Source organism: Pseudomonas sp. S60, from assembly GCF_016647865.1.
Taxonomy (GTDB): domain Bacteria; phylum Pseudomonadota; class Gammaproteobacteria; order Pseudomonadales; family Pseudomonadaceae; genus Aquipseudomonas; species Aquipseudomonas parafulva.
In genome coordinates, this window is record NZ_JACVVH010000001.1 from 77,022 (window position 1) to 99,524 (window position 22,503).

Annotated in this window: 17 protein-coding genes; 12 read left to right on the forward strand and 5 right to left on the reverse strand. The window is 65.0% G+C overall.

All coding sequences use genetic code 11. From position 1 onward, the window contains the following. Positions 1–80 precede the first annotated feature (80 nt). The 4 genes from cobW to IAE33_RS00330 all read left to right on the forward strand — a co-directional run bounded on the left by cobW (position 81) and on the right by IAE33_RS00330 (position 6,593). Entirely contained in the window at positions 81–1,148 is a 1,068-nt protein-coding gene (gene cobW / locus IAE33_RS00315) for a cobalamin biosynthesis protein CobW (RefSeq protein WP_028633873.1), read from the forward strand. 3 nt (positions 1,149–1,151) lie between these two features. Beyond that, positions 1,152–4,913, forward strand: a complete 3,762-nt coding sequence (gene cobN, locus IAE33_RS00320; RefSeq protein WP_201161636.1) for a cobaltochelatase subunit CobN — start codon at positions 1,152–1,154, stop codon at positions 4,911–4,913. Position 4,914: 1 nt separating this feature from the next. After that, positions 4,915–5,925 (forward strand): ATP-binding protein, encoded by a 1,011-nt coding sequence (locus tag IAE33_RS00325; RefSeq protein WP_201161637.1) that lies wholly within the window; start codon positions 4,915–4,917, stop codon positions 5,923–5,925. 110 nt (positions 5,926–6,035) lie between these two features. Continuing rightward, complete coding sequence (locus IAE33_RS00330; protein ID WP_328804739.1) at positions 6,036–6,593, forward strand: vWA domain-containing protein; 558 nt, start codon at positions 6,036–6,038, stop codon at positions 6,591–6,593. Positions 6,594–6,688: 95 nt separating this feature from the next. On the opposite strand, the gene IAE33_RS00335 is transcribed toward IAE33_RS00330, so the two are convergent. Beyond that, positions 6,689–6,955 (reverse strand): hypothetical protein, encoded by a 267-nt coding sequence (locus tag IAE33_RS00335; RefSeq protein ID WP_060481078.1) that lies wholly within the window; start codon positions 6,953–6,955, stop codon positions 6,689–6,691. Between the two features lie 341 nt (positions 6,956–7,296). Here IAE33_RS00335 and IAE33_RS00340 point away from each other — a divergent pair, with 341 nt between their 5' ends. Further along, a complete protein-coding gene (locus IAE33_RS00340; protein WP_060481077.1) occupies positions 7,297–8,619 on the forward strand; it encodes a sigma-54 dependent transcriptional regulator in 1,323 nt (440 codons plus the stop codon). 16 nt (positions 8,620–8,635) lie between these two features. Here IAE33_RS00340 and IAE33_RS00345 read toward each other — a convergent pair whose 3' ends face one another. Both IAE33_RS00345 and IAE33_RS00350 read right to left on the reverse strand, forming a co-directional pair. Next, the gene (locus IAE33_RS00345; protein WP_201161638.1) at positions 8,636–10,636 is read right to left on the reverse strand and encodes a peptidase U32 family protein; all 2,001 of its coding nucleotides are present in this window, start codon (positions 10,634–10,636) and stop codon (positions 8,636–8,638) included. Between the two features lie 102 nt (positions 10,637–10,738). Beyond that, the gene (locus tag IAE33_RS00350) at positions 10,739–11,119 is read right to left on the reverse strand and encodes a RidA family protein (RefSeq protein ID WP_201161639.1); all 381 of its coding nucleotides are present in this window, start codon (positions 11,117–11,119) and stop codon (positions 10,739–10,741) included. Positions 11,120–11,251: 132 nt separating this feature from the next. On the opposite strand from IAE33_RS00350, the gene IAE33_RS00355 reads away from it, so the two are divergent. Both IAE33_RS00355 and IAE33_RS00360 read left to right on the forward strand, forming a co-directional pair. After that, complete coding sequence (locus IAE33_RS00355; RefSeq protein WP_201161640.1) at positions 11,252–11,944, forward strand: tRNA (adenine(22)-N(1))-methyltransferase; 693 nt, start codon at positions 11,252–11,254, stop codon at positions 11,942–11,944. 26 nt (positions 11,945–11,970) lie between these two features. Further along, the gene (locus IAE33_RS00360) at positions 11,971–12,903 is read left to right on the forward strand and encodes a LysR family transcriptional regulator (RefSeq protein ID WP_201161641.1); all 933 of its coding nucleotides are present in this window, start codon (positions 11,971–11,973) and stop codon (positions 12,901–12,903) included. Between the two features lie 18 nt (positions 12,904–12,921). Here IAE33_RS00360 and IAE33_RS00365 read toward each other — a convergent pair whose 3' ends face one another. Both IAE33_RS00365 and IAE33_RS00370 read right to left on the reverse strand, forming a co-directional pair. Next, on the reverse strand, positions 12,922–14,073 hold the full coding sequence (locus IAE33_RS00365) for an acyl-CoA dehydrogenase family protein (RefSeq protein ID WP_060481075.1): 1,152 nt from the start codon (positions 14,071–14,073) through the stop codon (positions 12,922–12,924). Between the two features lie 16 nt (positions 14,074–14,089). After that, positions 14,090–15,160, reverse strand: a complete 1,071-nt coding sequence (locus tag IAE33_RS00370; RefSeq protein WP_201161642.1) for an enoyl-CoA hydratase/isomerase family protein — start codon at positions 15,158–15,160, stop codon at positions 14,090–14,092. A 226-nt stretch (positions 15,161–15,386) separates the two neighbouring features. On the opposite strand from IAE33_RS00370, the gene IAE33_RS00375 reads away from it, so the two are divergent. The 5 genes from IAE33_RS00375 to qhpG all read left to right on the forward strand — a co-directional run bounded on the left by IAE33_RS00375 (position 15,387) and on the right by qhpG (position 22,465). Then, entirely contained in the window at positions 15,387–16,781 is a 1,395-nt protein-coding gene (locus tag IAE33_RS00375; RefSeq protein ID WP_201161643.1) for a hypothetical protein, read from the forward strand. An 84-nt stretch (positions 16,782–16,865) separates the two neighbouring features. Beyond that, positions 16,866–18,776: a sigma-54-dependent Fis family transcriptional regulator gene (locus tag IAE33_RS00380; RefSeq protein ID WP_201161644.1), complete on the forward strand. Its 1,911-nt coding sequence runs from the start codon at positions 16,866–16,868 to the stop codon at positions 18,774–18,776. A 3-nt stretch (positions 18,777–18,779) separates the two neighbouring features. Beyond that, positions 18,780–20,513, forward strand: a complete 1,734-nt coding sequence (locus tag IAE33_RS00385) for an ABC transporter ATP-binding protein (RefSeq protein ID WP_201161645.1) — start codon at positions 18,780–18,782, stop codon at positions 20,511–20,513. Next, a complete protein-coding gene (gene qhpE / locus IAE33_RS00390) occupies positions 20,503–21,180 on the forward strand; it encodes a subtilisin-like serine protease QhpE (RefSeq protein WP_201161646.1) in 678 nt (225 codons plus the stop codon). Before IAE33_RS00385 ends, qhpE begins: the two co-directional genes overlap by 11 nt. Then, positions 21,173–22,465 (forward strand): flavin-dependent monooxygenase QhpG, encoded by a 1,293-nt coding sequence (gene qhpG / locus IAE33_RS00395; RefSeq protein ID WP_201161647.1) that lies wholly within the window; start codon positions 21,173–21,175, stop codon positions 22,463–22,465. The genes qhpE and qhpG overlap by 8 nt, the downstream gene beginning before the upstream one ends. Positions 22,466–22,503: the final 38 nt, after the last annotated feature.

Genomic DNA, 22,503 nt, shown 5'->3' on the forward strand with positions numbered 1-22,503 from the left:
CGGTGGCGAACACGCCCGGCCAGCATGGCCGCGGGCTGTCGTCCTGCATGCCCGCGCCACTCTGCCAAGGGCAACGCGACATGAAAACACTGGCCAAGCTACCTGTCACCATCGTCACCGGCTTCCTCGGGTCGGGCAAGACCACGTTGCTGCGGCACATGCTCGACAACGCCCAAGGCCGCCGCATTGCGGTCATCGTCAATGAGTTCGGCGAGCTGGGCATCGACGGCGACATTCTCAAGCAGTGCAGCATCGGTTGCACCGAAGAAGAGGCCACCGGCCGGGTTTACGAACTGGCCAACGGTTGCCTGTGCTGTACCGTTCAGGAAGAGTTCTTCCCGGTGATGCGCGAACTGGTGGCGCGGCGCGGCGACCTGGACCACATCCTGATCGAAACCAGCGGCCTGGCCTTGCCCAAACCGTTGGTCCAGGCCTTCCAATGGCCAGAAATCCGCAACGCCTGCACCGTCGATGCCGTCATTACCGTGGTCGACAGCCCGGCAGTGGCTGCCGGCACCTTCGCCGCCTACCCGGAGCAGGTTGACGCCCAGCGCAAGCTCGACCCTAACCTGGACCACGAATCGCCACTGCACGAGCTGTTCGCCGACCAGTTGGCCAGCGCCGACCTGGTGGTCCTGAACAAGGCCGACCTGATCGATGCCGAGGGCCTGGCCAAGGTCCGCGCCGAAGTCGCCGAAGAGCTGCCAGCGGCAGTGAAGGTCGTCGAGGCCAACAGCGGCAAGCTGCCGCTGGAGGTACTGCTGGGCATGGGCGCGGAGTCCGAAGTGCACATCGACGGCCGCCGCACGCACCATGACAGCCACCACGACGGCGATGACCATGACGACCATGACCACGATGCCTTCGACTCCATTTCCATCGACTTGCCTGAAGCCGATGAAGCCTTGCTGCTGGGGGCCCTGACTCAACTGGTGGTGGAGTTCGGCATCCTGCGTGTCAAAGGCTTCGCCGCCGTACCTGGCAAGCCGATGCGCCTGCTGGTGCAGGGGGTGGGTACCCGTTTCGACAAGCACTTTGACCGTGCGTGGCGCGCTGATGAGCCGCGGGTCACGCGCATGGTGCTGATTGGCCAGGAACTGGATGCAGCCCAGCTGGAAGCCCGCTTGCGCCAGGCCCTGGGCGCCTGACCCATGCACTTGCTGCGGACCCAGCCCGGCGGCTTCGTGCCGGACGACAGCATTGCCGACCTTGGCCAGACACCTGCCGAGCTGGTGATTCTCTGCAGCGGCGATTCGCACCTGGCGTTGCTCGCCGACAGCGCCGAGCAACTGCCTGACGATTTCCCCACGCTGCGCCTGGCCAACCCCATGCAGGTGCAGAACCATGCGTCGGTTGACCTGTATGTCGATCAGGTGCTGCAGCACGCCAAGGTGATCCTGGTGTCGCTGCACGGCGGCGTCGGCTACTGGCGTTATGGTGTGGAGCAACTGGTTGGCCTGGCCGCCCGCGGCGTGCAGTTGATCCTGGTGCCCGGCGACGATCGCCCCGACCCCGAGCTGACCGGCCTTGGCACGGTGCAGGGCGAGCAGGCCGAGCGCCTCTGGCACTACTTGCGCCAGGGCGGCAAGGCCAATGCCCTCAACCTGTTCCACTGCCTGGCCAGCCAATGGCTGGGCCGCGAGTATGCCTGGGATGAGCCACAACCCCTGGCACGCACCACGGTGTATCACCCGGCCAAGGGCAGCGCCGCGCTGGAGGACTGGTACCCGCACTGGCACCCTGAGCACCCGGTCGCGCCGTTGCTGTTCTACCGCTCTCACTTGCAGGCGGCGAATACCGCGTTCATAGACGTGTTCTGCCAACGCCTGCAAGCCGCCGGCCTTAACCCGCTACCCATCGCCGTTGCCAGCCTGAAAGAGCCCGCCTGCCTCGAGCAGGTGGAGGCATGGCTGGATGAGGTGGGCGCTGAGGTGGTGCTCAATACTACCGGGTTCGCGTTGTCCAGCCCGGAGCGGCCAAACCTTCGGCCACTGCGGCGCGACGTACCGGTGCTGCAGGCGATTTGCGCGCAGGATAACCAGCCAGGCTGGGAAGCCAGCGAGCAGGGGCTGGGGGCACGCGACCTGGCCATGCATATTGCCTTGCCTGAACTGGACGGTCGCATCATTACCCGCCCGGTCAGTTTCAAGGACATGGCCTGGCATAGCGAGCGCAGCCAGTCAGATGTGGTGTGCTACCGCGCCCACGCTGAGCGCATGGACTTTGTCGCCGAACTGGCCAGGCGCTGGGTGGCTTTGGCGCGTTTGCCCAACGGCCAGAAGCGTGTGGCGCTGATACTGGCCAACTACCCGACACGCGATGGCCGCATCGGCAACGGCGTAGGCCTGGACACGCCCGCTGCCGCGCTTACTATCCTCCAGGCGCTGCGCGCCGAGGGCTACCCCCTGGCGGATCTGCCCGGCAGCGGCACACAACTCATTCATGCGCTGCTTGGCGGCGTCACCAACGACCTGGACCAGCTCGACATGCGGCCCTGCGCGCAGAGCCTCGGCATGGCCGACTACCTGGCCGCGTTCGAGCGCCTGCCCGAGGCCAACCGGCAGGCTGTGCTGGAGCGTTGGGGCCCACCCGAGCAGGACCCGATGTACCGCAGCGGCCGGTTGATGGTGGCCGGCCTGCGTTTTGGCCTGACCTTCGTCGGCATCCAGCCGGCGCGGGGCTACCAAGTGGACCCCAGCGCGGTGTACCACGACCCAGACCTGGTGCCCCCTCATGGTTACCTGGCTTTCTACTTTTGGCTGCGTCACGTCTACGCCGCCGATGCGGTGATCCACGTTGGCAAACACGGCAACCTCGAGTGGTTGCCTGGCAAAGGGGTCGGGCTGTCGGCAACCTGTTGGCCAGATGCCTTGCTCGGCCCGCTGCCGAATGTCTACCCGTTCATTGTCAATGACCCGGGCGAGGGCGCCCAGGCCAAGCGCCGCACCCACGCGGTGATCATCGACCACCTGATGCCGCCCCTGACCCGGGCCGAAACCTACGGCCCGCTGCGCCACCTGGAACAATTGGCGGACGAGTTCTACGAAGCGCAGTTGCTGGACCCTCGCCGGGCGCGGGAGCTGCAGCGCGACATCCTCCAACTGGTCAAGGCCAACCACATCGACCGGGAACTGCAACTGGAGGGGCAACTGGACGATGCGGCCGTGTGGTTGCCGCGCCTGGACACCTACCTGTGCGACCTCAAGGAGTCGCAGATCCGCGATGGCCTGCATGTGTTCGGCCAATCGCCTCAGGGCCGGCTGCGCCTGGACACACTGCTGGCGCTGCTGCGGGTGGAACGCGCAGATGGCCGGGGTGGCAACGCCAGCCTGTTACGGGCCCTAGCCAAGGTGCTGGTCCCGGGGTTCGACCCGCTCGACTGCGACTTGGGTGAGCCCTGGCAGGGCCCGCGCCCAGCCCAGTTGCAGGGCATTTGCGAGGCGCCGTGGCGCACCTGCGGCGACACCCGCGAGCGCCTGGAATTACTGGCGTTGCACATGATCGAGCAAGCGCTGGAAGGCGTAGTCCCCTACCCGGATGTGGACCTGTGGCAACCCGTGCATCAGGTGATCCAGGCCCTGCGCGAATCAGTCGCGCCATGCTTGGACGCCTGCGGCGCAGCAGAAGTGCATGGCCTGCTGGCGGCACTGGCCGGCCGCTTCGTGCCGGCCGGGCCCAGTGGCGCGCCCAGCCGTGGCAGGCTCGACGTGCTACCAACGGGCCGTAACTTCTATACCGTGGACGTGCGCAACCTGCCCACCACGACGGCCTGGCGCCTGGGCTTCGCGTCCGCCAACCTGATCCTTGAGCGGCACCTGCAGGAGCATGGCGACCACCTGCGCCAGTTGGGCCTGTCGGTTTGGGGCACGGCGACCATGCGCACGGGCGGTGACGACATCGCCCAGGCCATGGCACTGATGGGCGTGCGGCCCGTGTGGGCCACGGGCAGCCAGCGCGTGGACGATTTTGAAATCCTGCCCCTGAGCCTGCTGGACAGGCCGCGGGTTGACGTCACCCTGCGCGTGTCAGGGTTTTTCCGCGATGCGTTCGGCAACCTTATCCGCCTGTTCGACGCCGCGGTGCAAGCGGTGGCCGGGCTGGACGAACCCGACGACCTCAACCCGCTGGCGGCCCGCGTGCGCAGCGAACGGGCAACCTTGCAGGCGCAGGGCGTGGGCGCCGAGCAGGCGGCACGCCAGGCGGGCTGGCGTATATTCGGGGCCAAGCCCGGTGCTTATGGCGCCGGGGTGCAGAACGCCATTGACGGGCAGCTGTGGCACACCCGCGAAGACCTGGCCGAGGTGTACCTGAACCACGGCGGGTATGCCTATGGCGCCAGCGACGAAGGCACGCCAGCCCGGGCGCAGTTTGCCCAGCGGCTGGCACGTGTGCAGGCGGTGCTGCAAAACCAGGACAACCACGAGCACGACCTGCTCGATTCCAACGATTACTACCAGTTCCAGGGTGGCATGCTGGCGGCCTCCGAAACCCTGGTTGGGGCGCCGGTGGCCAGCTACCACGGTGACCACAGCCAGGTTGACCGGCCGCGTATTCGCACGCTCAAGGAAGAACTCAACCGGGTCATCCGCGCGCGTGCGTTGAACCCGAAGTGGATCGACGGCGTAAAGCGCCACGGCTACAAGGGTGCGTTCGAAATGGCAGCTACCGTGGACAACCTGTTCGCGTTCGACGCCACCACGCACCTGATCGACGACCACCATTATCAATCGCTGGCTGACGCCTATGTGCTGGACCCGGCAACCCGCGATTTCATGCGCGAGCACAACCCCGAAGCCCTGCGCGACCTCACCGAACGTTTGCTCGAGGCCCAGCAGCGTGGGCTGTGGCAGGCGCCGGGCGACTACCGCGAGGCTTTGGAAGAACAACTGCTCGATGGCGAGGAACAGGCTTGAAATGAGTGAACCCGTGCAATTTCCCCTGGCGGCCGTGGTGGGGGCCGACGACCTGAAGCTGGCCCTGTGCCTAACTGCCATCGACCCGAAGATCGGCGGCGTATTGATCGAAGGCCCGCGTGGCATGGCCAAGAGCACCCTGGCCCGTGGCCTGGCCGACCTGCTCGGTGAAGGGCCATTCGTGACGTTGCCGTTGGGTGCCAGTGAAGAGCGCCTGGTTGGCACGCTGGACCTCGATGCGGCACTGAGGCAGGGCAAGGCGCAGTTCTCGCCGGGCGTGCTGGCACAGGCCGACGGTGGCGTGCTGTACGTCGATGAAGTGAACCTGCTGCCCGACACCCTGGTGGACCTGCTGCTCGATGTGGCAGCCAGTGGCACTAACCGTGTCGAACGGGACGGTATCTCTCACCGCCACAGTGCCCGTTTCGTGCTGATCGGCACCATGAACCCGGAAGAAGGCGAGTTGCGGCCGCAGTTGCTCGACCGCTTTGGCCTGAACGTGGCCCTTGAAGGGTTGCCGGAGCCCCAGGCACGCCAGCAGATCATCCGTCGGCGCCTGGCATTCGACAGTGATCCGCAGGCTTTTTGCAGCCACTGGGCGCAGGCTCAGATGCAGTTGCGCGAGCGCTGCCAGGCGGCGCGCCAGGCCCTGGCTGCTATCCCGCTTGACGACCACGCCCTGGCGCTGATTACCGAACGCTGCTACGCCGCCGGGGTCGACGGCTTGCGTGCCGACTTGGTGTGGCTGCGCGCTGCCCGAGCGCACAGCGCCTGGCGGGGTGGCCAGGCCATAGAGCAGGTAGACATCGAGGCGGTCGCGGAATTTGCCCTGCGCCATCGCCGCCGCCACGCCCCCCAGGCCAACCCCCCCGCAACGCCACCGCAGCCTGAGGTGGCAGGCGCCAGCCAGCCTGGGGAAAAGGGCGGCCAGGGGGATTGGGGCGCCATGCCGCCCCAGCCTGTGGCGGCTGGGCCAAGGCGCGAGGTGCCGAACTGGGCAAAAAAGCCCTGAGCATCCGTCAATCACCTGCCCGGGTGGCGGATGCCGGTGCCGGTAAAGGGCAGCAGGCTGGCGCCAGCCGCGGCCGCGCCGTTGAGCAGGCCAGCGGCCGCGTTGCCTGGGTGCCGACGTTGCTCAAAGGCCGCCCGCGCAAACGTCATGATGTGTGCTGGCAGGTACGTCGGGGCAAGCCGGCTCAGCTGTGGCTGGTGATTGTGGACGCCTCTGCCTCAACCCGCCGAAACCAGGCACTGGGCCAGGCGAAAGGGGTACTGGCAACCCTCTTCGACCAGGCCTACCGCCAGCGTGCACGCCTTGCGCTGCTGACTGCCAGCGGCCACGCACCTCAATGGCAACGTCACGGGCTGAAGGCCTCAGCAGCATTGCAACCCTGGCTACAGGCGCTGGGAGCTGGTGGCGGCACACCGTTGCTACCCGCGCTGGAGCAGGCCAGACGATGGCTGATCGCCCGGCATAAGGCCCACCCCAGCGAACAGGTGCGCTGCCTGGTGTTCACCGACGGGCGCCTGCAGCAGTGGGAAGCCGTGCAGCCGTTGCCCTGCAGCACCGTGCTGGTGGACATGGAAATAACAGCCGTACGGTTGGGGCGCGCGCAGCAATTGGCCTTGCAGTTGAATGCTGAGTATCAGCATATACAGGCCATGAACGTCATTAAGTAAGTGCGAGGGTGCGGCATCAAGTCGCAATAAAAAACGTGCAACTTTTAGAGGGGCAAGTGCGTGGTGGGCCCACGCACCTGTTTAGGCAGCCGGTATTACCGAGGCATTGACCAAGGTTGCAGGCGATAGCCTTTTTCGCTGAGTTCGGCGCGCACTTCCTCGATCAGGCTGGCCCACTGGGCTTTATCGGAATAGATGCGCGAGGATACTTGTTTGCTGCCGATACGGGCATTGGTGCGGTCAACCACGGCCAGGCTAAGTTCGCCTGTACCATTGGGGGCATCCCAGGCCACGCACTGGAAGGGTTCGAAGGCGTGGTCGGCAATCAGCAGTGCTTCGTTGACACGGAGCGGGGCATTCATGAGTCGGTCTCTCTGTGGTCGCAAACATCCAGGTGAAGTCCGCGTTGCTTCCAGGTCGCCTCAAGGATCGCGATATGCAGCGCGGGGTTATCAGTACTGATGCTCTGGTCGGGGGTTCAAGTCACACGTTTACAATAAAAAAGTTCACAGGCGTTTAATCAATTGATCACCTGCGCCCATGGGAGGGCGCTTTAAACAGAAAATTCCCGCCGTGCGATCTAAAAAGCGCGGCCAGTAGACGGACGGTCATGGAAACCGTCAATTGAGTTGCTAGTGTTAATCGGGCGCCACAACTTGCTGTTTTATCTCAAAAAACCAAAATCTGGCGCCAAGGATCGGTCATGCAGCAACCCACCGCGCAACGCCGCTTGCTCATCGTCGACCCTTGCGAGGCATGCCATCAGCTGCTGCCTGGGCTGCGCGAAGCGGGTTGGGATGTCGACAGCTGTGTACTCGCCCACGCCCAGGATTATCCGTGCGATGTGGGCTTGCTGCGCCTGGAGGCCTCGCACCTCAAGCAGCCAGATGCCGTAAAGGACATGATAAAGCGCAGCAATACCGAATGGATTGCGGTGCTGAGTGCCGAGCAACTGCGCATGCCGGCGTTCGGGGATTTTGTCTGCGAATGGTTTTTCGACTTCCACACCTTGCCCTTTGACGTCTCGCGGGTGCAGGTCATGCTGGGGCGGGCATTCGGCATGGCGCGGTTGCGGGGCAAGGGCACCAACAAGGTTGACGACCCCAACGACGAACTCCTGGGGGAGAGCCGGCCCATCCGCGAGCTGCGCAAGCTGCTGGGCAAGCTGGCGCCCACCGAATCACCCGTGTTGATCCGCGGCGAAAGCGGCACGGGCAAGGAACTGGTGGCGCGTACACTGCACCGTCAGTCGCAACGCAGCGAACAACCGTTCATTGCGATCAACTGCGGGGCTATCCCCGAACACCTGATCCAGTCTGAGCTGTTTGGCCACGAGAAGGGCGCGTTCACCGGCGCCCACCAGCGCAAGGCGGGGCGTATCGAGGCGGCCCACGGTGGCACGCTGTTTCTGGACGAGATCGGCGACCTGCCGCTGGAGCTTCAGGCCAACCTGCTGCGATTTTTGCAGGAAAAACACATCGAGCGCGTTGGCGGCAGCCAACCGATCCCGGTGGATGTGCGGGTGCTGGCGGCCACACACGTGGACCTGGAAAAGGCCATTGAGCTGGGTCGCTTTCGTGAAGACCTGTACTACCGGCTGAACGTGCTGCAGGTGGTGACGGCCCCCCTGCGTGACCGGCATGGCGACCTGCCGATGCTGGCCAACCACTTTGCCCATTTCTACAGCCTGGAAACCGGCCGCCGGCCACGCTCGTTCAGCGAACACGCACTGGCTGCCATGGGGCAGCATGACTGGCCAGGCAACGTGCGCGAACTCGCCAACCGGGTGCGTCGCGGCCTGGTGTTGGCTGAAGGGCGGCAGATCGAAGCACAGGACCTGGGGTTACAGGCCCAGGGGCAGCAGCAACCGCTGGGCACGCTGGAGGAATACAAGCACAGGGCCGAGCGGCAGGCCCTGTGCGATGTGCTCGACCGCCACAGTGACAACCTGAGCGTGGCGGCGAAGGTACTGGGTGTTTCACGGCCTACCTTCTACCGCCTGTTGCACAAGCACCAGATACGCTGAGGTGCCGCCTAGGCCCTTAGTGGGGGGCACGCACGATGGTTTTGAGCAGGTCCTCAGGGCTGATGTGCCCGACCACTTGCGACACGGCGCTGCCAGGGGTTGGCAGGTCGATGATGTGGTTTTTCATCTTGCCGATGACATGCATCTCGCAGGGTTTGCAATCGAACTTGAGCGTCAGCACTTCGTCCCCCTGAATCAGTTGCATGGGCGCCACCTTGGTGCGCACACCGGTCACACCCTTGGCCTGCTTGGGGCACAGGTTGAACGAGAAGCGCAGGCAGTGCTTGGTGATCATCACCGGTACCTCGCCGTGCTCCTCGTGGGCCTCGTACGCGGCGTCGATCAGTTGCACGCCGTGACGGTGATAGAAGTCCCGGGCCTTCTGGTTGTACACGTTGGCCAGGAACGACAGGTGCGACTCGGGGTAGACCGGTGGCGGCGTGGTCTCGGGCTTGCGGTAGCCGTGAGGGTGAGCCTGGATGCGCAGCGTGGTCAATGCCTCGATGGCCTCGCGGCGCAGCGCCTTGAGCTGCGAATTGGGGATGAAGTACGCCTGCGGGGCGTCCAGCTCGATGCTGTCGGCGTGGTACAGGGTGGTCCCCAACTGACCCAGCAGGTCGTGCAACTGATCCAGTGCCTGCTGGGGCTTGTTGGCCGGGCCAAACGGGCCGTACAGTGTCACGTGCGCACTGACGCCTTCTTCGCTGGTCACCACCAGCGTCAGGCACTGTTCGCGCAACACCGCCTGCCAACGCACGCCAATGCGGCGTTCGGCAGAGGTGCGTTGCAGGGCCTGCTGCCAGTTGTGGTCCAGGTTGCGCGACAGCGGGTGATTAGGCCTTAGCTTGTGCAGGCCTTCGGGCATCTCGTTGGGTTCAACGCGGTGACGGTAGCGGGTGTGGCCGTCTTCCTCGAACTGGCCACGGGGCTCGGCGATATTGGCCCGGAACCCGACCACCTCGCGCTTGACCAGCACATTGAGGCCGTCGCCATTGGTCAGCGGTACGTCGGTGACCACTTGCAGGTCGCGCTTGCCGACCTTTTCCACCACGCCAACTGGCAGGCCGGTGAAGGTGGGCGAATCGAAGGCACCGATGTCGACCTTGCGGTCGGTGACGAAGTAGTCGGTGCTGCCGCGGTGGAAGGTCTTGTCCGGGTCAGGGATAAAGAAGTGCTCGGTGCGGCCGCTGGAGGCGCGGGCCAGGCCTGGGCGATCTTCCAGAATGGCGTCGAGTTCCTTGCGGTAGTGGGCGGTGATGTTCTTCACATAGCCCATGTCCTTGTAGCGGCCTTCGATCTTGAACGAGCGCACGCCCGCATCCACCAGGTCGCGCAGGTTGGCGGTCTGGTTGTTGTCCTTCATCGACAACAGGTGTTTCTCGAACGCTACTACCCGACCCTGATCATCCTTGAGCGTGTAGGGCAGGCGGCAGGCCTGGGAGCAGTCGCCACGGTTGGCACTGCGACCGGTCTGGGCATGGGAAATGTTGCACTGGCCGGAGAACGCCACACACAGGGCGCCGTGGATGAAGAATTCGATGGCGGCATCGGTCTCGGCGGCGATGGCGCGAATTTGCTGCAGGTTCAGCTCGCGGGCCAGCACCAGTTGCGAGAAGCCTGCCTGGTCGAGGAAGCGCGCGCGCTCCAGGGTGCGGATGTCGGTCTGGGTGCTGGCGTGCAGCTCGATGGGTGGGATGTCCAGCTCCATCACCCCCAGGTCCTGCACGATCAGGGCGTCGACGCCGGCGTCATACAGCTGGTGGATCAGCGCACGTGCAGGTTCCAGTTCGTTGTCGTGAAGAATGGTGTTGATGGTGGTGAACACGCGTGCGTGATAACGGTGCGCGAACTCGACCAGTTGGGCGATGTCGGCGACCTCGTTACAGGCATTGTGGCGTGCGCCGAAGCTTGGGCCGCCGATATAGATGGCATCCGCGCCATGCAGGATCGCTTCACGGGCAATGGCCACGTCGCGGGCAGGGCTGAGCAGTTCCAGGTGATTCTTGGGAAGGGACATGTCGTTATATTTTCGGGCTGTCACGGTTAGGCGCGCATTGTAGCGGCGAAACCGCCGGGCAGCACCCTTGGCCTGCCCGGAGGTGAATGGGCCGTGCGCAGATCAGCGCTTGGCGGCCATTGCCGTCACTTCCACCCGCATGCCTTCGAAAGCCAGGGCGGCAACGCCCACGGCGGCGCGCACAGGCCAGGGTTTGCTGAAGAAACGCTGGTACACCTCGTTGAAGGCGGCGCGGTCGGCCATGTCGGTGAGGTAGATGGTCAGGTGCAGCACCCGGTCCATGCCGCTGCCGGCGTTCTCCAGTGCCACTTTCAAGGCCTGCAGCGTGCATTCGCTTTGCTCGACGATGCTGCCCAGTGCCAGGCTGCCGTCGGGGTGGGTAGGGATCTGGGTGGTCACCAGCACGCCGTTGTACTCGGCGACGTCAGACGAGATGGCGTCTGCATCCGGGTCCGGGGTGTAGGTGATATCTGCGTTTGCCATGGTCAGGTTTGCCTTGCGACGGTGGAAAACAGCAAGCGTACGCCACCCGGCCGTGCGGGTCGAGGTGGCCCCCGTGTTTGAATTACGGGGCGTTCACCGGCAGAATCGCGCCCCACTGCAAAGGGGTTGACCGTGAACGAACACACATTGTCCATGCGCCTGGAACGGGTAGCCGCCTACGTGCCACAAGGCGCGCGCCTGGCCGACATCGGGTCGGACCACGGCTACCTACCCGTGGCGCTGATGCGCCGCGGGCTCATCGCCTGTGCGGTGGCCGGTGAAGTCGCGCCCACACCGTATGCGTCGGCCCAGCGTAATGTGCGCAAGCACGGCTTGCAGGCGCACATCGCCGTGCGGCTGGCCGACGGCCTGGCAGCCATCGAAGCGGATGACAGGGTGTCGGTGATCAGCCTGTGCGGCATGGGCGGTGAGACCATGTGCGAGATTCTGCAGGCCGGCAAGGCGCGGCTTGCGGGGGTGACACGCCTGGTGCTGCAGCCCAACGGTGCAGAGCCGGAGCTGCGCCAGTGGCTGATGGGCAATGGTTACCGCATCGTGGCCGAAGAGGTGCTGCGCGAGAACCGGTTCGATTACGAAATCATCGTCGCCGAGCCAGGTGCGGCAGCTTACAGCCCTGAACAGCTGTATTTCGGCCCGCTGCTGATGCAGGAGAAGGGCCCGGCATTTCGGGTGAAATGGCAGCGCATGCTGAAACAGAAACAGCAGACCTTGGCTAATTTCCAGCGGGCCCGTGACACTGTGCCTTTGGCCAAGGTCGAAGCGTTCAACCAGCAGGCCACCTGGATCACTCAGGTGCTGGCCTGAATCCCCCCTTCTGAGGAGCGTCCCCCATGGACATGCTGCAGGCCATGCGTACCTTCACCCGGGTGGTGGAATGCGGCAGTTTCGCGGCGGCGGCCACCGCGCTGGACATCTCCGCTGCCCAGGTTTCGCGGATCGTCGCCGAGCTTGAGAACCAGTTGCAGACACGGCTGTTGCACCGCACCACCCGGCGCTTGCGCATGAGTGAGGCGGGTGAGCGGTTTCTGGAGCGGGCCCGGCAGATCCTGCAGTTGACCGAGGAAGCCATGGGCGAAGCGCGCGGTGCGCACCTGATGCCGCGCGGGCGTTTGCGCCTGCATTGCCCCCATGGGCTGGGCTTGCTGCTGATGCCCCTGGTGGCCGGCTACAACGCGCTGTGCCCGGAGGTGGTGGTTGAACTGACCTTGTCCCAGCGCAACCCGGACCCGCTCGCCGAAGGCCACGACGTGGTCATCACCGTGGACCAGGCCTTGCCCGACTCGCAGTTGATCGCCGTACCGCTGGGCACCATCTTCAGCATCGCCTGCGCGGCGCCGGGTTACCTGCAGGCCCACGGCGTGCCTAACCGGCCTGAGGACCTGCATGGGCATCGCTGCCTGCGCATGGCGTACCCGTTGTACGAAGGCGACTGGGTGTTTACCCAAGGCGAGGAGCAGTGCGTCATCGCCCCGCAAGACAGCTTCCAGACCAACGTAGCGGACGCCATGTTGGTCGCTGCCGAGCTAGGCATGGGTATTGGCCTGCTGCCGTTCTACACCGCCAGCCAGGCCATCGAGCAGGGGCGCCTGTGCCGGGTACTGGCGCCCTACAGGTTGCGCGAAAATGCGTTGTACGCCATCTACCCATCCCGCCATTACCTGGATGCCAAGGTACGCACCTGGATCGATTACCTGAAAGAGCAACTGCCCGCGTTGTTCGAGGGGCATGCCCGCGTGGTGGATGATGCAAGGTACTGGCAATAACCCGGGGGTAAGCGCGCTTCAAAGGGGGTAATGCTTCAATTCCCGCGCAATCAGCATGCGCTGAATCTCGCTTGACCCTTCATAAATTTGCGTAATGCGCGCATCGCGGTAATGGCGCTCCACCGGGTAATCCTCAAGGTACCCGTAGCCACCGTGCACCTGGATAGCCTTCGAACACACCCGCTCGGCCATTTCCGAGGCGAACAGCTTGGCCTGCGAGGCTTCCGACAAGCAGGGCTTGCCTGCGCTGCGCAGGCGGGCGGCGTGCAGGATGAGCAACCGTGCGGCGTTGATCTGCACCTGCATGTCGGCCAGCAGGTTGGCAATGCTCTGGTGTTCGTTGATCGGCTTGCCAAACTGCACGCGCTCACGGGAGTACGCCAGGGCCGCCTCGAACGCCGCGCGAGCGATACCCAGTGCCTGGGCGGCGATGCCGATGCGCCCGCCCTCCAGGTTTGACAACGCGATCGCCAACCCCTTGCCTCGCTCGCCCAACAGGTTGGCTGCAGGAATGCGGCATTGCTCGAAGGTGACCGCGCAGGTATCGGACGCACGGATGCCCATCTTGTGCTCACTGCGGTCTACCTTGAACCCTGGGTTGTCCGTTGGTACCAGAAATGCCGACAGGCCCTTCTTGCCAAGCTCCGGGTCAGTGACCGCGAACACGATGGCCAGGCCCGCGCGCCGCGCATTGCTCACAAACTGTTTGGCACCGTTGATCACCCACTGGCCGTCTACCAGCTCTGCCCGGGTGCGCAGGTTATGCGCCTCAGACCCAGCCTGTGGCTCGGTCAGGCAGAAGCAGCCGATAACTTCGCCACTGGCCAGGCGCGGCAACCAGTGCTGTTGCTGCTCATCGGTGCCGTAGGCCAGCAGCGGCCCGCAACCCACCGAGTTGTGGATGCTCATCATCGCGCCCGTGGCGCCGCACCCTGCGGATATTTCCTCCACCGCCAGCGCGTAGGCCACGTAGTCGGTGTAACTGCCGCCAAAGGTTTCAGGTACCACCATGCCCAACAGGCCCAGCTCGCCCATGTTGCGCACCACACCGTCATCGATCCAGCCGGCTTTTTCCCACGCCTGGGCATGGGGGGCGAGCTCGCCCCGGGCGAAATCCCGGGCCATGTCGCGGATCATGACTTGTTCTTCGCTCAGTTCAACATCTTGCATGTGCGTGCTCCCAGGCTCACAGGCCTTCGAAGAATTGGTCGACACGCTGGCGCTGCAGCCCCTGCAGGGTCGGCGGGTTCCAGCGGGGCTGCTTGTCCTTGTCGATGATCAGGGCGCGGACCCCTTCGATGATGTCGCCATGCTGGAACCACTGGCGGTCCAGGTGCAGCTCCATGGCGAAGCAGTCTTCCAGCGAGCAGTGGCGGGCACGGCGCAGCATCTCCAGGGTTACCGCCATCGCCAGTGGGGAGCGGCTCTGCAGCACATCCGCCGTGGCCAGCGCCCACGCATGGCTGTCGCCGATGCTGACCGTGCGCAACTGCTCGACGATGGCCTGCAGGTCCGGCAGGGCGAAGAAATGGTCGATCACTGGCCGCAGCTGCGCCAGAGGCGCACCGTCCACTGCCTGAGTGCCAAGGCTCGCCAGCAGGCTCTGCAGGTCTTTGAGCGGGTGGTCGCCAAAGCGCAGCGTGTCCAGACCCTGCTGCAGTGCGGTTAGCGCGTCGCTGTGGACGTGCCAGTTTGCCAGGCCGCAGTAGAGGGCGTCTGCGGCCTGGATCTGGTTGCCGCTTACGCCCAGGTAGGTGCCCAGCTCGCCCGGGATGCGCGAAAGGAAGTAGCTGCCGCCCACATCGGGGAAGTAGCCAATGCCCACCTCCGGCATACCCAGGCGGCTGCGCTCCGTGACCACACGCAGGTCGCAGCCTTGGGCCAGGCCCATACCACCGCCCAGGGTGAAACCGTCCATCAAGACCAGGGTCGGTTTGCGGTAACGGTGGATGACCAGGTCCAAAGCATATTCTTCGACGAAAAACGCTTCGTGCAGGGAGTCACCTGCCTTGAAGCTGTCGTACAGCGAACGGATGTCCCCGCCCGCGCAAAATCCTTTAGGGCCCTCGCCATTGAGCACGACTGCGACCACTTCGGGGTCGTCTGCCCACAGGTCCAGTTGCCGGCGCAGGCTGCGCACCATGTCCAGGGTCAGGGCATTGAGGCCAGAGGGTCGATTCAGTGTGAGATGGCCGACTCGGTTGCGTACCTCGGCCAGCACAGGTTCGGAAGCCGAAGCGTGAGTGTCTGCAAGCATTGCGTTCTCCCTGCTTTGTTATTGATTTCCATGTGAAAACTGGAGTTCGCTGGAGGATCACAGAATCCTGTCACGCGAATTTGCCCTGCACAATCGACAATTGTGCAGGGCTAACGTGCATTTTTGCGGCTCGCCTGGCAGTTCTGCCAGTAGCCCGGTAGTGAAGACTCGGGCAAACATCATCGCACCGGGGTTTCTACCCCAACTTCATACAGGGGCTGATGCGATGCGCAAAAAACCAATACTCGCCAAGACACTGTTCGGCATGAGCCTCACGGCGCTAGTCACTGCCACATCGGCTTCTGCCGCACCACAGGCCGGGGCGCAAGCCGAAGACACGGGGGCGCCGGCGTCGCCCCTGATCGGCTTCCTGAACCAGCGTGGGCGTGAGTCAGTCGATCAACTCAAGACGTGGTACAACGCGGTTGCCGATGACTGTGGTGGGCCCAGCAAGCCTGCCTACCTGTGCAGCGGCATCCATGTGCGGACCACGACCACCAGTACTCAGTTTTTGCCGTGGGAACCCACCCAAAGCCAGTTGACGAAGGGCAGCGTGGCGTTCTCGTGGCTGCGCCAGGACAACAACTTCGGCAAACCCTTTGGCAACCAGAACGGCCTGATCCTGCCACCCGTGCAGGCTGTGCCGCCCGGCAAGAACAACAAGCTGGAGGTGCTGTGCAGCTTCCCGATCAACGCCAACACCAATCAGCGCCCCAGCTTGCAAGGGTGTGGCCCTATTACCGGTTACGAAACCACCACGGCCAGCTGCCAGACCCTGGGCGTGTCGACGGCGCAGCAATGGCTTGAACGTTACCCCAACGCCGGTAACTACCGGGTGTGCGGGTGGGACATGCGCGAGCCCTCGCAGCCACCCGCCAGGGCTTTCCAGGCTGCCATACATGCACGCGCCGGGCTGGCGGATGCGCTGTGGCATGTCAATAACGAGGTCTTGCTCCCGGTATGGAGCGCAGGCAGTGGGGGTGAGCTTCCGATACAGGCGTTCTTTTTTGTCAGCGGCGAACCCCAAGCACTGGTCAAGGCGCAGTTCGACCAGATCCGTTACTACCAGGCGTACCACCAGTTGGTGCCGGTCGTCAGCCTGGCGTTCCCCTCGGCCAAGGGTGGCGTGATGACCTTCGGCTATGACGCTGATGGGCAGGCGGTCGGGCGCCCAACGCCGCTTCCCGACATTGATTTCGAGCAGCTCGCCGTAGGCGATGTCGCCAAGGTCACGGTAGACGGGGTGGTATTCGAAATGGGCCCTCGCAGGCAGGGCGTCAGTGATGCGGCCCATGACAGCGGCGGCCTGATTGCGGGTAAACACCTGCAGGCGGATGGCACCATCACCTTTTCGGTGCCCGGGGCGGGCCGTCGCCTGGTCAGTTTCTCCTGGGGCAGCAACAGCTATACGGGGTTGGGCCTGAGCATCTCAGGCGAACAGATTGAGCTTTCAGAGGATGACGCGGGCCCCATGCGTTACGGTCGGCAGGAGCTGATTATTGAAGGCCCAGAGGTGTTCGCGCTGACTGTGGACTCTACAGAGGACGATTCGCTGCTGGTGCTGGACAACCTGAAAGTCAAGAAACTGCCGGATCACCCGCTGGCCCCATCCGCCAGATGACGGTTTGCCATTTATCGCGCACACTGCATGAAAAATTCCCAAGCCCGTTCCCCGCTGCTCGGCGGGGCACAGCCGGAGTAGCACATGGCGCGACAATCCATAACAAACGCCCAAGACGCCCTTCACGAAACCCGCCAGGCCCGTTTGAAACTGGCCAGCGAAGGCGAGCTGCCGCTGGGCATGCTGCGCGACGAGATCGACGCCTCGTGGCGCCGAAGCCTTGGCCATGGGCTCAATTGCCTGCAAGGCGAGCAGGTGGGCCTGGGCCTGCAGCAGGGGCAGGACCTGCGCGCGTTGCTCGAACGCAACCGCCTGCTGCTGGACGCCGTCACCCCTGAACTGGACTACCTGGTTGCCCGCCAGGGTAAAGGTGGCATCGTCATCCTCGGCGATGCCCAGGCCAACGTGCTGGCCATCGAAGGGCAGACCCATGTGCTGAGCCGTGAAGGCCTGCGCGACCTGCACCCGGGCAGTTGCTGGAGCGAGTCCTTGCGCGGTACCAACGCCATTGGTACTGCCGTAGTGGAGGGCCGCCCGACGCTGATCAACTGCGGCGAACACTACCTGGACCGCCTCAGCCCCTTCTCCTGCACCTCTGTACCCCTGCGTGACCCCGGTGGCGAGGTGATCGGTGTGCTGGACATCACCCGTGAAGGGGTCATGGCGCAACCGCAGGACAACCTGACCGCACTGATGCTGGCTGCTGGCACCATCGAGAGCCGGCTGTTCGGCCTGTGTCACCCGGGCCATCTGGTACTTGGGTTTCACGCCCGTGCGCAGTACCTCAACAGCGCCTGGCATGGCTTGCTGGCGCTGAACCTGGAGGGCGAAGTGGTCGGGGTAAACGACAACGCCTGCCAGTTGATGCGCATGTCGCGCCAGGAAGTGATCGGCAGACGCAGCAGCGACCTGCTGGGGGAGCGCTCCCCAGCCTTTATTGCACGCCTTTGGCAAGGCGGCGTGAGCAGTGTGCAAACGGCCAAAGGCGAGTTTTTCGTGCGTGCCTTGCAACTGCCCCGTCATGGGCGGGTAACGGGTCACCCGCTGCCAGGCAAACCGGCCCAGCCCACCCAGGCCCCCGGGCTTGAGGCCTTGGCCGGCGCTGATTCGCGCCTGGCCCGCAACCTGCGCATGGCCCGGCAAGGCCTCGGCAATGGTTTGCCGGTGCTGCTGCTGGGTGAGACTGGCACCGGCAAGGAGGTCGCCGCCCGCGCCCTGCATCACGCCAGTTCACGTGCCGACAAGGCATTCGTGGCGGTCAACTGCGCGGCCATCCCTGAGGGGCTTATCGAGTCGGAACTGTTCGGCTACCGCGAGGGGGCGTTCACCGGCTCGCGGCGCGGTGGCATGGTCGGGCGGCTGATGCAGGCGCATGGCGGTACCTTGTTTCTGGACGAGATCGGCGACATGCCCCTTGCCTTGCAGGCACGCCTGTTGCGGGTGCTGCAAGAGCGGCGGGTGGCACCGCTGGGTGCCGGTGACGAACAGGACATCGACGTTGCGTTGATCTGCGCGACCCACCGCGATCTCAAGCGCCTGGTCCACGACCAGCGCTTTCGCGAAGACCTGTACTACCGGGTCAATGGCGTGTCGCTGCGCCTGCCGGCCCTGCGCGAACGCGAAGACCTTACCGCGATCATCCAGCAGGTGCTGGACAAGTGCGCGGCTGCGGCCGTCACCCTCGACCCCGCGCTCGACGCAGTGCTGCATGGCTACGACTGGCCGGGCAACATTCGCCAGCTGGAGATGGTGTTGCGCACGGCGCTGGCCATGCGCGAACCGGGTGAACAGGTGTTGACCCTCGACCACCTGACCGATTGCCTGCTGGAAGAACTGGCCAGTGCCAACCCGCCGTCAGGCAGCCTGAAAGACAACGAGCTGGAGCTGATGCGCAGCGCACTGGCCCGCCACCAGGGCAACGTTTCGGCCGCTGCCGAGGCACTGGGCATCAGCCGGGCGACCTTGTACCGCAAGCTCAAAGCCCTGCGTTGCTGAGCCGTGGGCAACCTGTTCGCAAGGCTGGTGGAGTCCAGCGACCCCGTACTGATGCGCCAGGCCCTGGCTTGGCTGTACAGTTTCGTGCGGCCACATGGCCGCGCCATCGGCGTGCTGCTGGGCCTCTCGCTGAGCGCCTCGCTGCTGGCCCTGATGCAACCCTGGCTGGTCAAGACGCTGATCGACGAGGGCCTGCTGGCGCGGGATTACCAGACGCTTTGGCACATTGCCGCCATCATGATCGTTACGGGCCTCTTGGGTACGGTGCTGGCCGGGGTCAACCGCTACCTGCACACGCGGTTGTCTGGGCGCATTCTGTTCGCGCTGCGTGACGACCTTTACCGCCATTTGCAGCAGTTGTCGCCCACCTTCTACGGGCGCCGGCGCATGGGCGATATCCTGTCACGCCTGGACGGCGATGTGGCGGAGATCCAGCGTTTTGCCGTGGACTCTTTGTTCTCGGCGGTGTCGGCTGTGATCGGCCTGGTAGGTGCGGTGGCCCTGATGCTGATGCTGTCATGGCAGCTGTCACTGCTGCTGGCACTGCTGGTGCCGGTAGAAGTGCTGTGGCTGCGCTGGATGCGACGCAAGGTTGAGCGTGAAGTACGCAACCTGCGTGAACGCTCTGCCGATGTGTCATCGTTCCTGGTCGAAACCCTGCCGGCGATGAAGTTCATCCAGGCGGCCGGCCAGCAACGCCGTGAGGCTGGGCGGCTCGACCAGTTGGGCAAAGGGTACATGAGCCAGTTGCTGAAGGTGCAGGTCACCGAATTCTTCACCCAGGCGATCCCCGGCACGCTGACGTCGTGGTGCCGCGCCTGCGCGTTTCTGGTGGGGGGCTGGTGGGTGATTCAGGGCACGTGGCAGCTGGGAGCGTTGATCGCCTTTTCCACCTACATGGGCATGGCGGTGGGCCCCGTGCAGAGCCTGCTGGGGTTGTACGTGGCGGTGCAGCGCATGGCTGTGAGCCTGGGCCGGGTGATGGAGCTGAAGCAGGAGACGGTGGCTGTGCTTCCGGCGCGCCACCCCCGGCCCATGCCTGATGGCCCTGGCGAGCTGCGGCTTGAGGGTGTGAGCTTTGCCCACCAAGGGCGTCACGGCGCCGTGCTGGACGGTGCGCACGTGTGCATACCGGCCGGTATGAAAGTGGCCATCAGTGGCCCATCGGGGGTGGGCAAATCGACCCTGATCGACCTGCTGCAGCGTTTCTACGACCCGGACGCGGGCCGTATTCTGCTGGATGGCGCGGACCTGCGCGATCTGGACCTTGCTGCCCTGCGCAGGCGGGTGGCCGTGGTCAGCCAGGACATCGTGCTGTTTCGCGGAACCCTGGCACAGAACCTGGCCTATGGCGTGCCTGAGGCGTCCCGCGCCGAACTGGAGCGGGTGGTACACCTGGCACGCCTGGGTAGCCTGGTTGACAGCCTGCCGCAGGGCCTGGACAGCCTGCTGGGCGAGCGTGGCCAGCAGTTGTCTGGCGGCCAGAAGCAACGCATTGCCATCGCCCGCGCAGTGTTGCAGGCGCCGGCTATTCTGGTGCTGGACGAAGCCACCTCGGCGGTGGACGAAGCCACCGAGCGCGAAGTGATCACCGCGATCGACCAGCTGTTTGCGGGCCGCACGCGCATCCTGATCAGCCATCGGGCATCGACACTGGCCGATGCCGACTTGCACGTGCAATTGCGTGATGGCCAATTGGAGGTTCTTTTGCAGGAGGCAGCAAAGCATGACAACTGAGGTACGTATGGGTGTGATCGACAGCGGCTGCTCGCCCGCTCAGGCACAGGGCCTGCTGGCCACACGCCGTTTCTGGCTGGAGCGGGCCGACTTGCGTGACGCTGAAATGGCCGTTGACCAACTGGGGCACGGCACGGCTGTGCTCGCGGCCGTACAGCGCGAGGCCCCGGGGGTGTCGCTGCTGATGGCCCAGGTGTTCGACACCCAGCCCAGCACCAGCGCCCTGCAGGTGGCAGCTGCGTTGTTGTGGCTGGTAGAGCAGGGCGCAACGGTGGTCAACCTGAGCCTTGGCCTGCAGCAGGACCGGCCCGTGCTGCGCGAGGCCTGCGCCGAGGCCCAGGCGGCAGGCGTGTTGTTGTGTGCATCGAGCCCCGCCCGCGGGGCGCCGGTATACCCGGCCAGTTACCCCGGGGTGATCCGCGTGACCGGGGATGCCCGCTGCGCCCCTGGCCAGTGGTCATGGCTGGGTAGCCGTCAGGCGGATTTTGGCGGCCATGTGGGCAGTGGTTCTGCCGCGGGTGCCAGCCTGGGGTGCGCTGCATTGAGCGGCAGGGTTGCGGCGCTGCTGCGTGATGAGCCTGGCATGCACCCTCAGCAGGTGCGGGACTGGTTGCGCAGCCAGGCGGCCTTCAAGGGGCCGGAGCGGCGAGGCGCCAGGCATGCATGAGCCCCGCATCCTCGTGCTGGGTGCAGGCCCTGCGGGGGCTGCCACCGCCATTGGCCTTGGTCGCCTGGGGTACCCGGTAACGGTCGTGTCCGAGTGGCGCCGCTTCTCGGCAGTGGAGGGTGTGTCGCAGCGGGTGCTGGAAGGTTTGCGCCATGCTGGTTTGGGCGGTGCGTTGAACCAGGCTGCCACGTCGGCTACCCGACAGGTGCACTGGAACGGCCAGCACTTGCAGATGAACCAGGAGTACCTGCTGGACCGGCAACGTTTCGACCATGCCCTGCGCGATGACCTTCTGCAGGCCGGCATCACGGTTATCGAAGGGCGGGCGCGGCAGATCGAGCACGACGTCAGCTACCAGGTTCACCTGGATGACGGCCAGGTGCTGGAGGCCGATTTCCTGGTAGAAGCCCGTGGCCGACAAGCCCCCCTGGCGGCGGACCGCCTGCGTGGCCCTGAAACGGTCAGCCTGCTGGCGAGCTGGCAGGGTGCCCCTGGCGAGCCTGCTTCGGCGATCGAAAGCCTGGACGGCGGCTGGGCATGGATGGCGCGGCTGGCGGATGGGCGCGGTTACTGGCAGATCACCCAGGACGCCGAAAACCTGCCAGCCAAGGCAGCCCTGGCCGGCTACTGCGCGGTGTTGCGTGAGCGCAGCGCGCTGGCGGCGGAGCTGTTTGGTAACCAGGCATCGCTGGCGGCGCCCGTCCATGCTCGCAGCAGCACGCCTATCCTGGCAGGGGATTGCGTAGGCATGGACTGGATCCGGGTGGGGGATGCCGCAATGGCCGTGGACCCGCTGTCTGGCAATGGGATCTTCCAGTCCTTGTCTTCGGCATTGCAGGCGCCGATGGTGATCAACACCCTCTTGCGCAGGCCAGGGCGGGCAGGGCTGGCCCGCCAGTTTCACCAACAGCGGGTGGCAGAGTTGTTCATGCGTTTCGCGCGTACCGGCCGTGACTTCTACGCGCAGGAACAGGCCCGCAGCGGGCAGCCATTCTGGGGCCGGCGCCAGGGCTGGCCCGACACCCAGCCACTGCACCTGGCAGCGGACAACCAGGCGGTGCAGGTGGTGCGCCGGCCAGTGCTGTGTGACGGGCTGGTGGAGGAGGCGGAGGTGGTGGTAACAGCGGACCAACCACTGGGCGTCTGGCACTTGCAGGGGGTGCCCTTGGCGCCGATCGTGCGGGCGGCGCAGGCGGGTGAAGGGCTGGATGCCGTTCTGGCGGGGCTGGAGCACCACCAGCGGCTGCAGGTGATGCGATGGCTGCGCGAACAGCGCATCACCTGAGCTGCCTTGGCCTGCTTTGCCGAGCCCAGACCACGCCG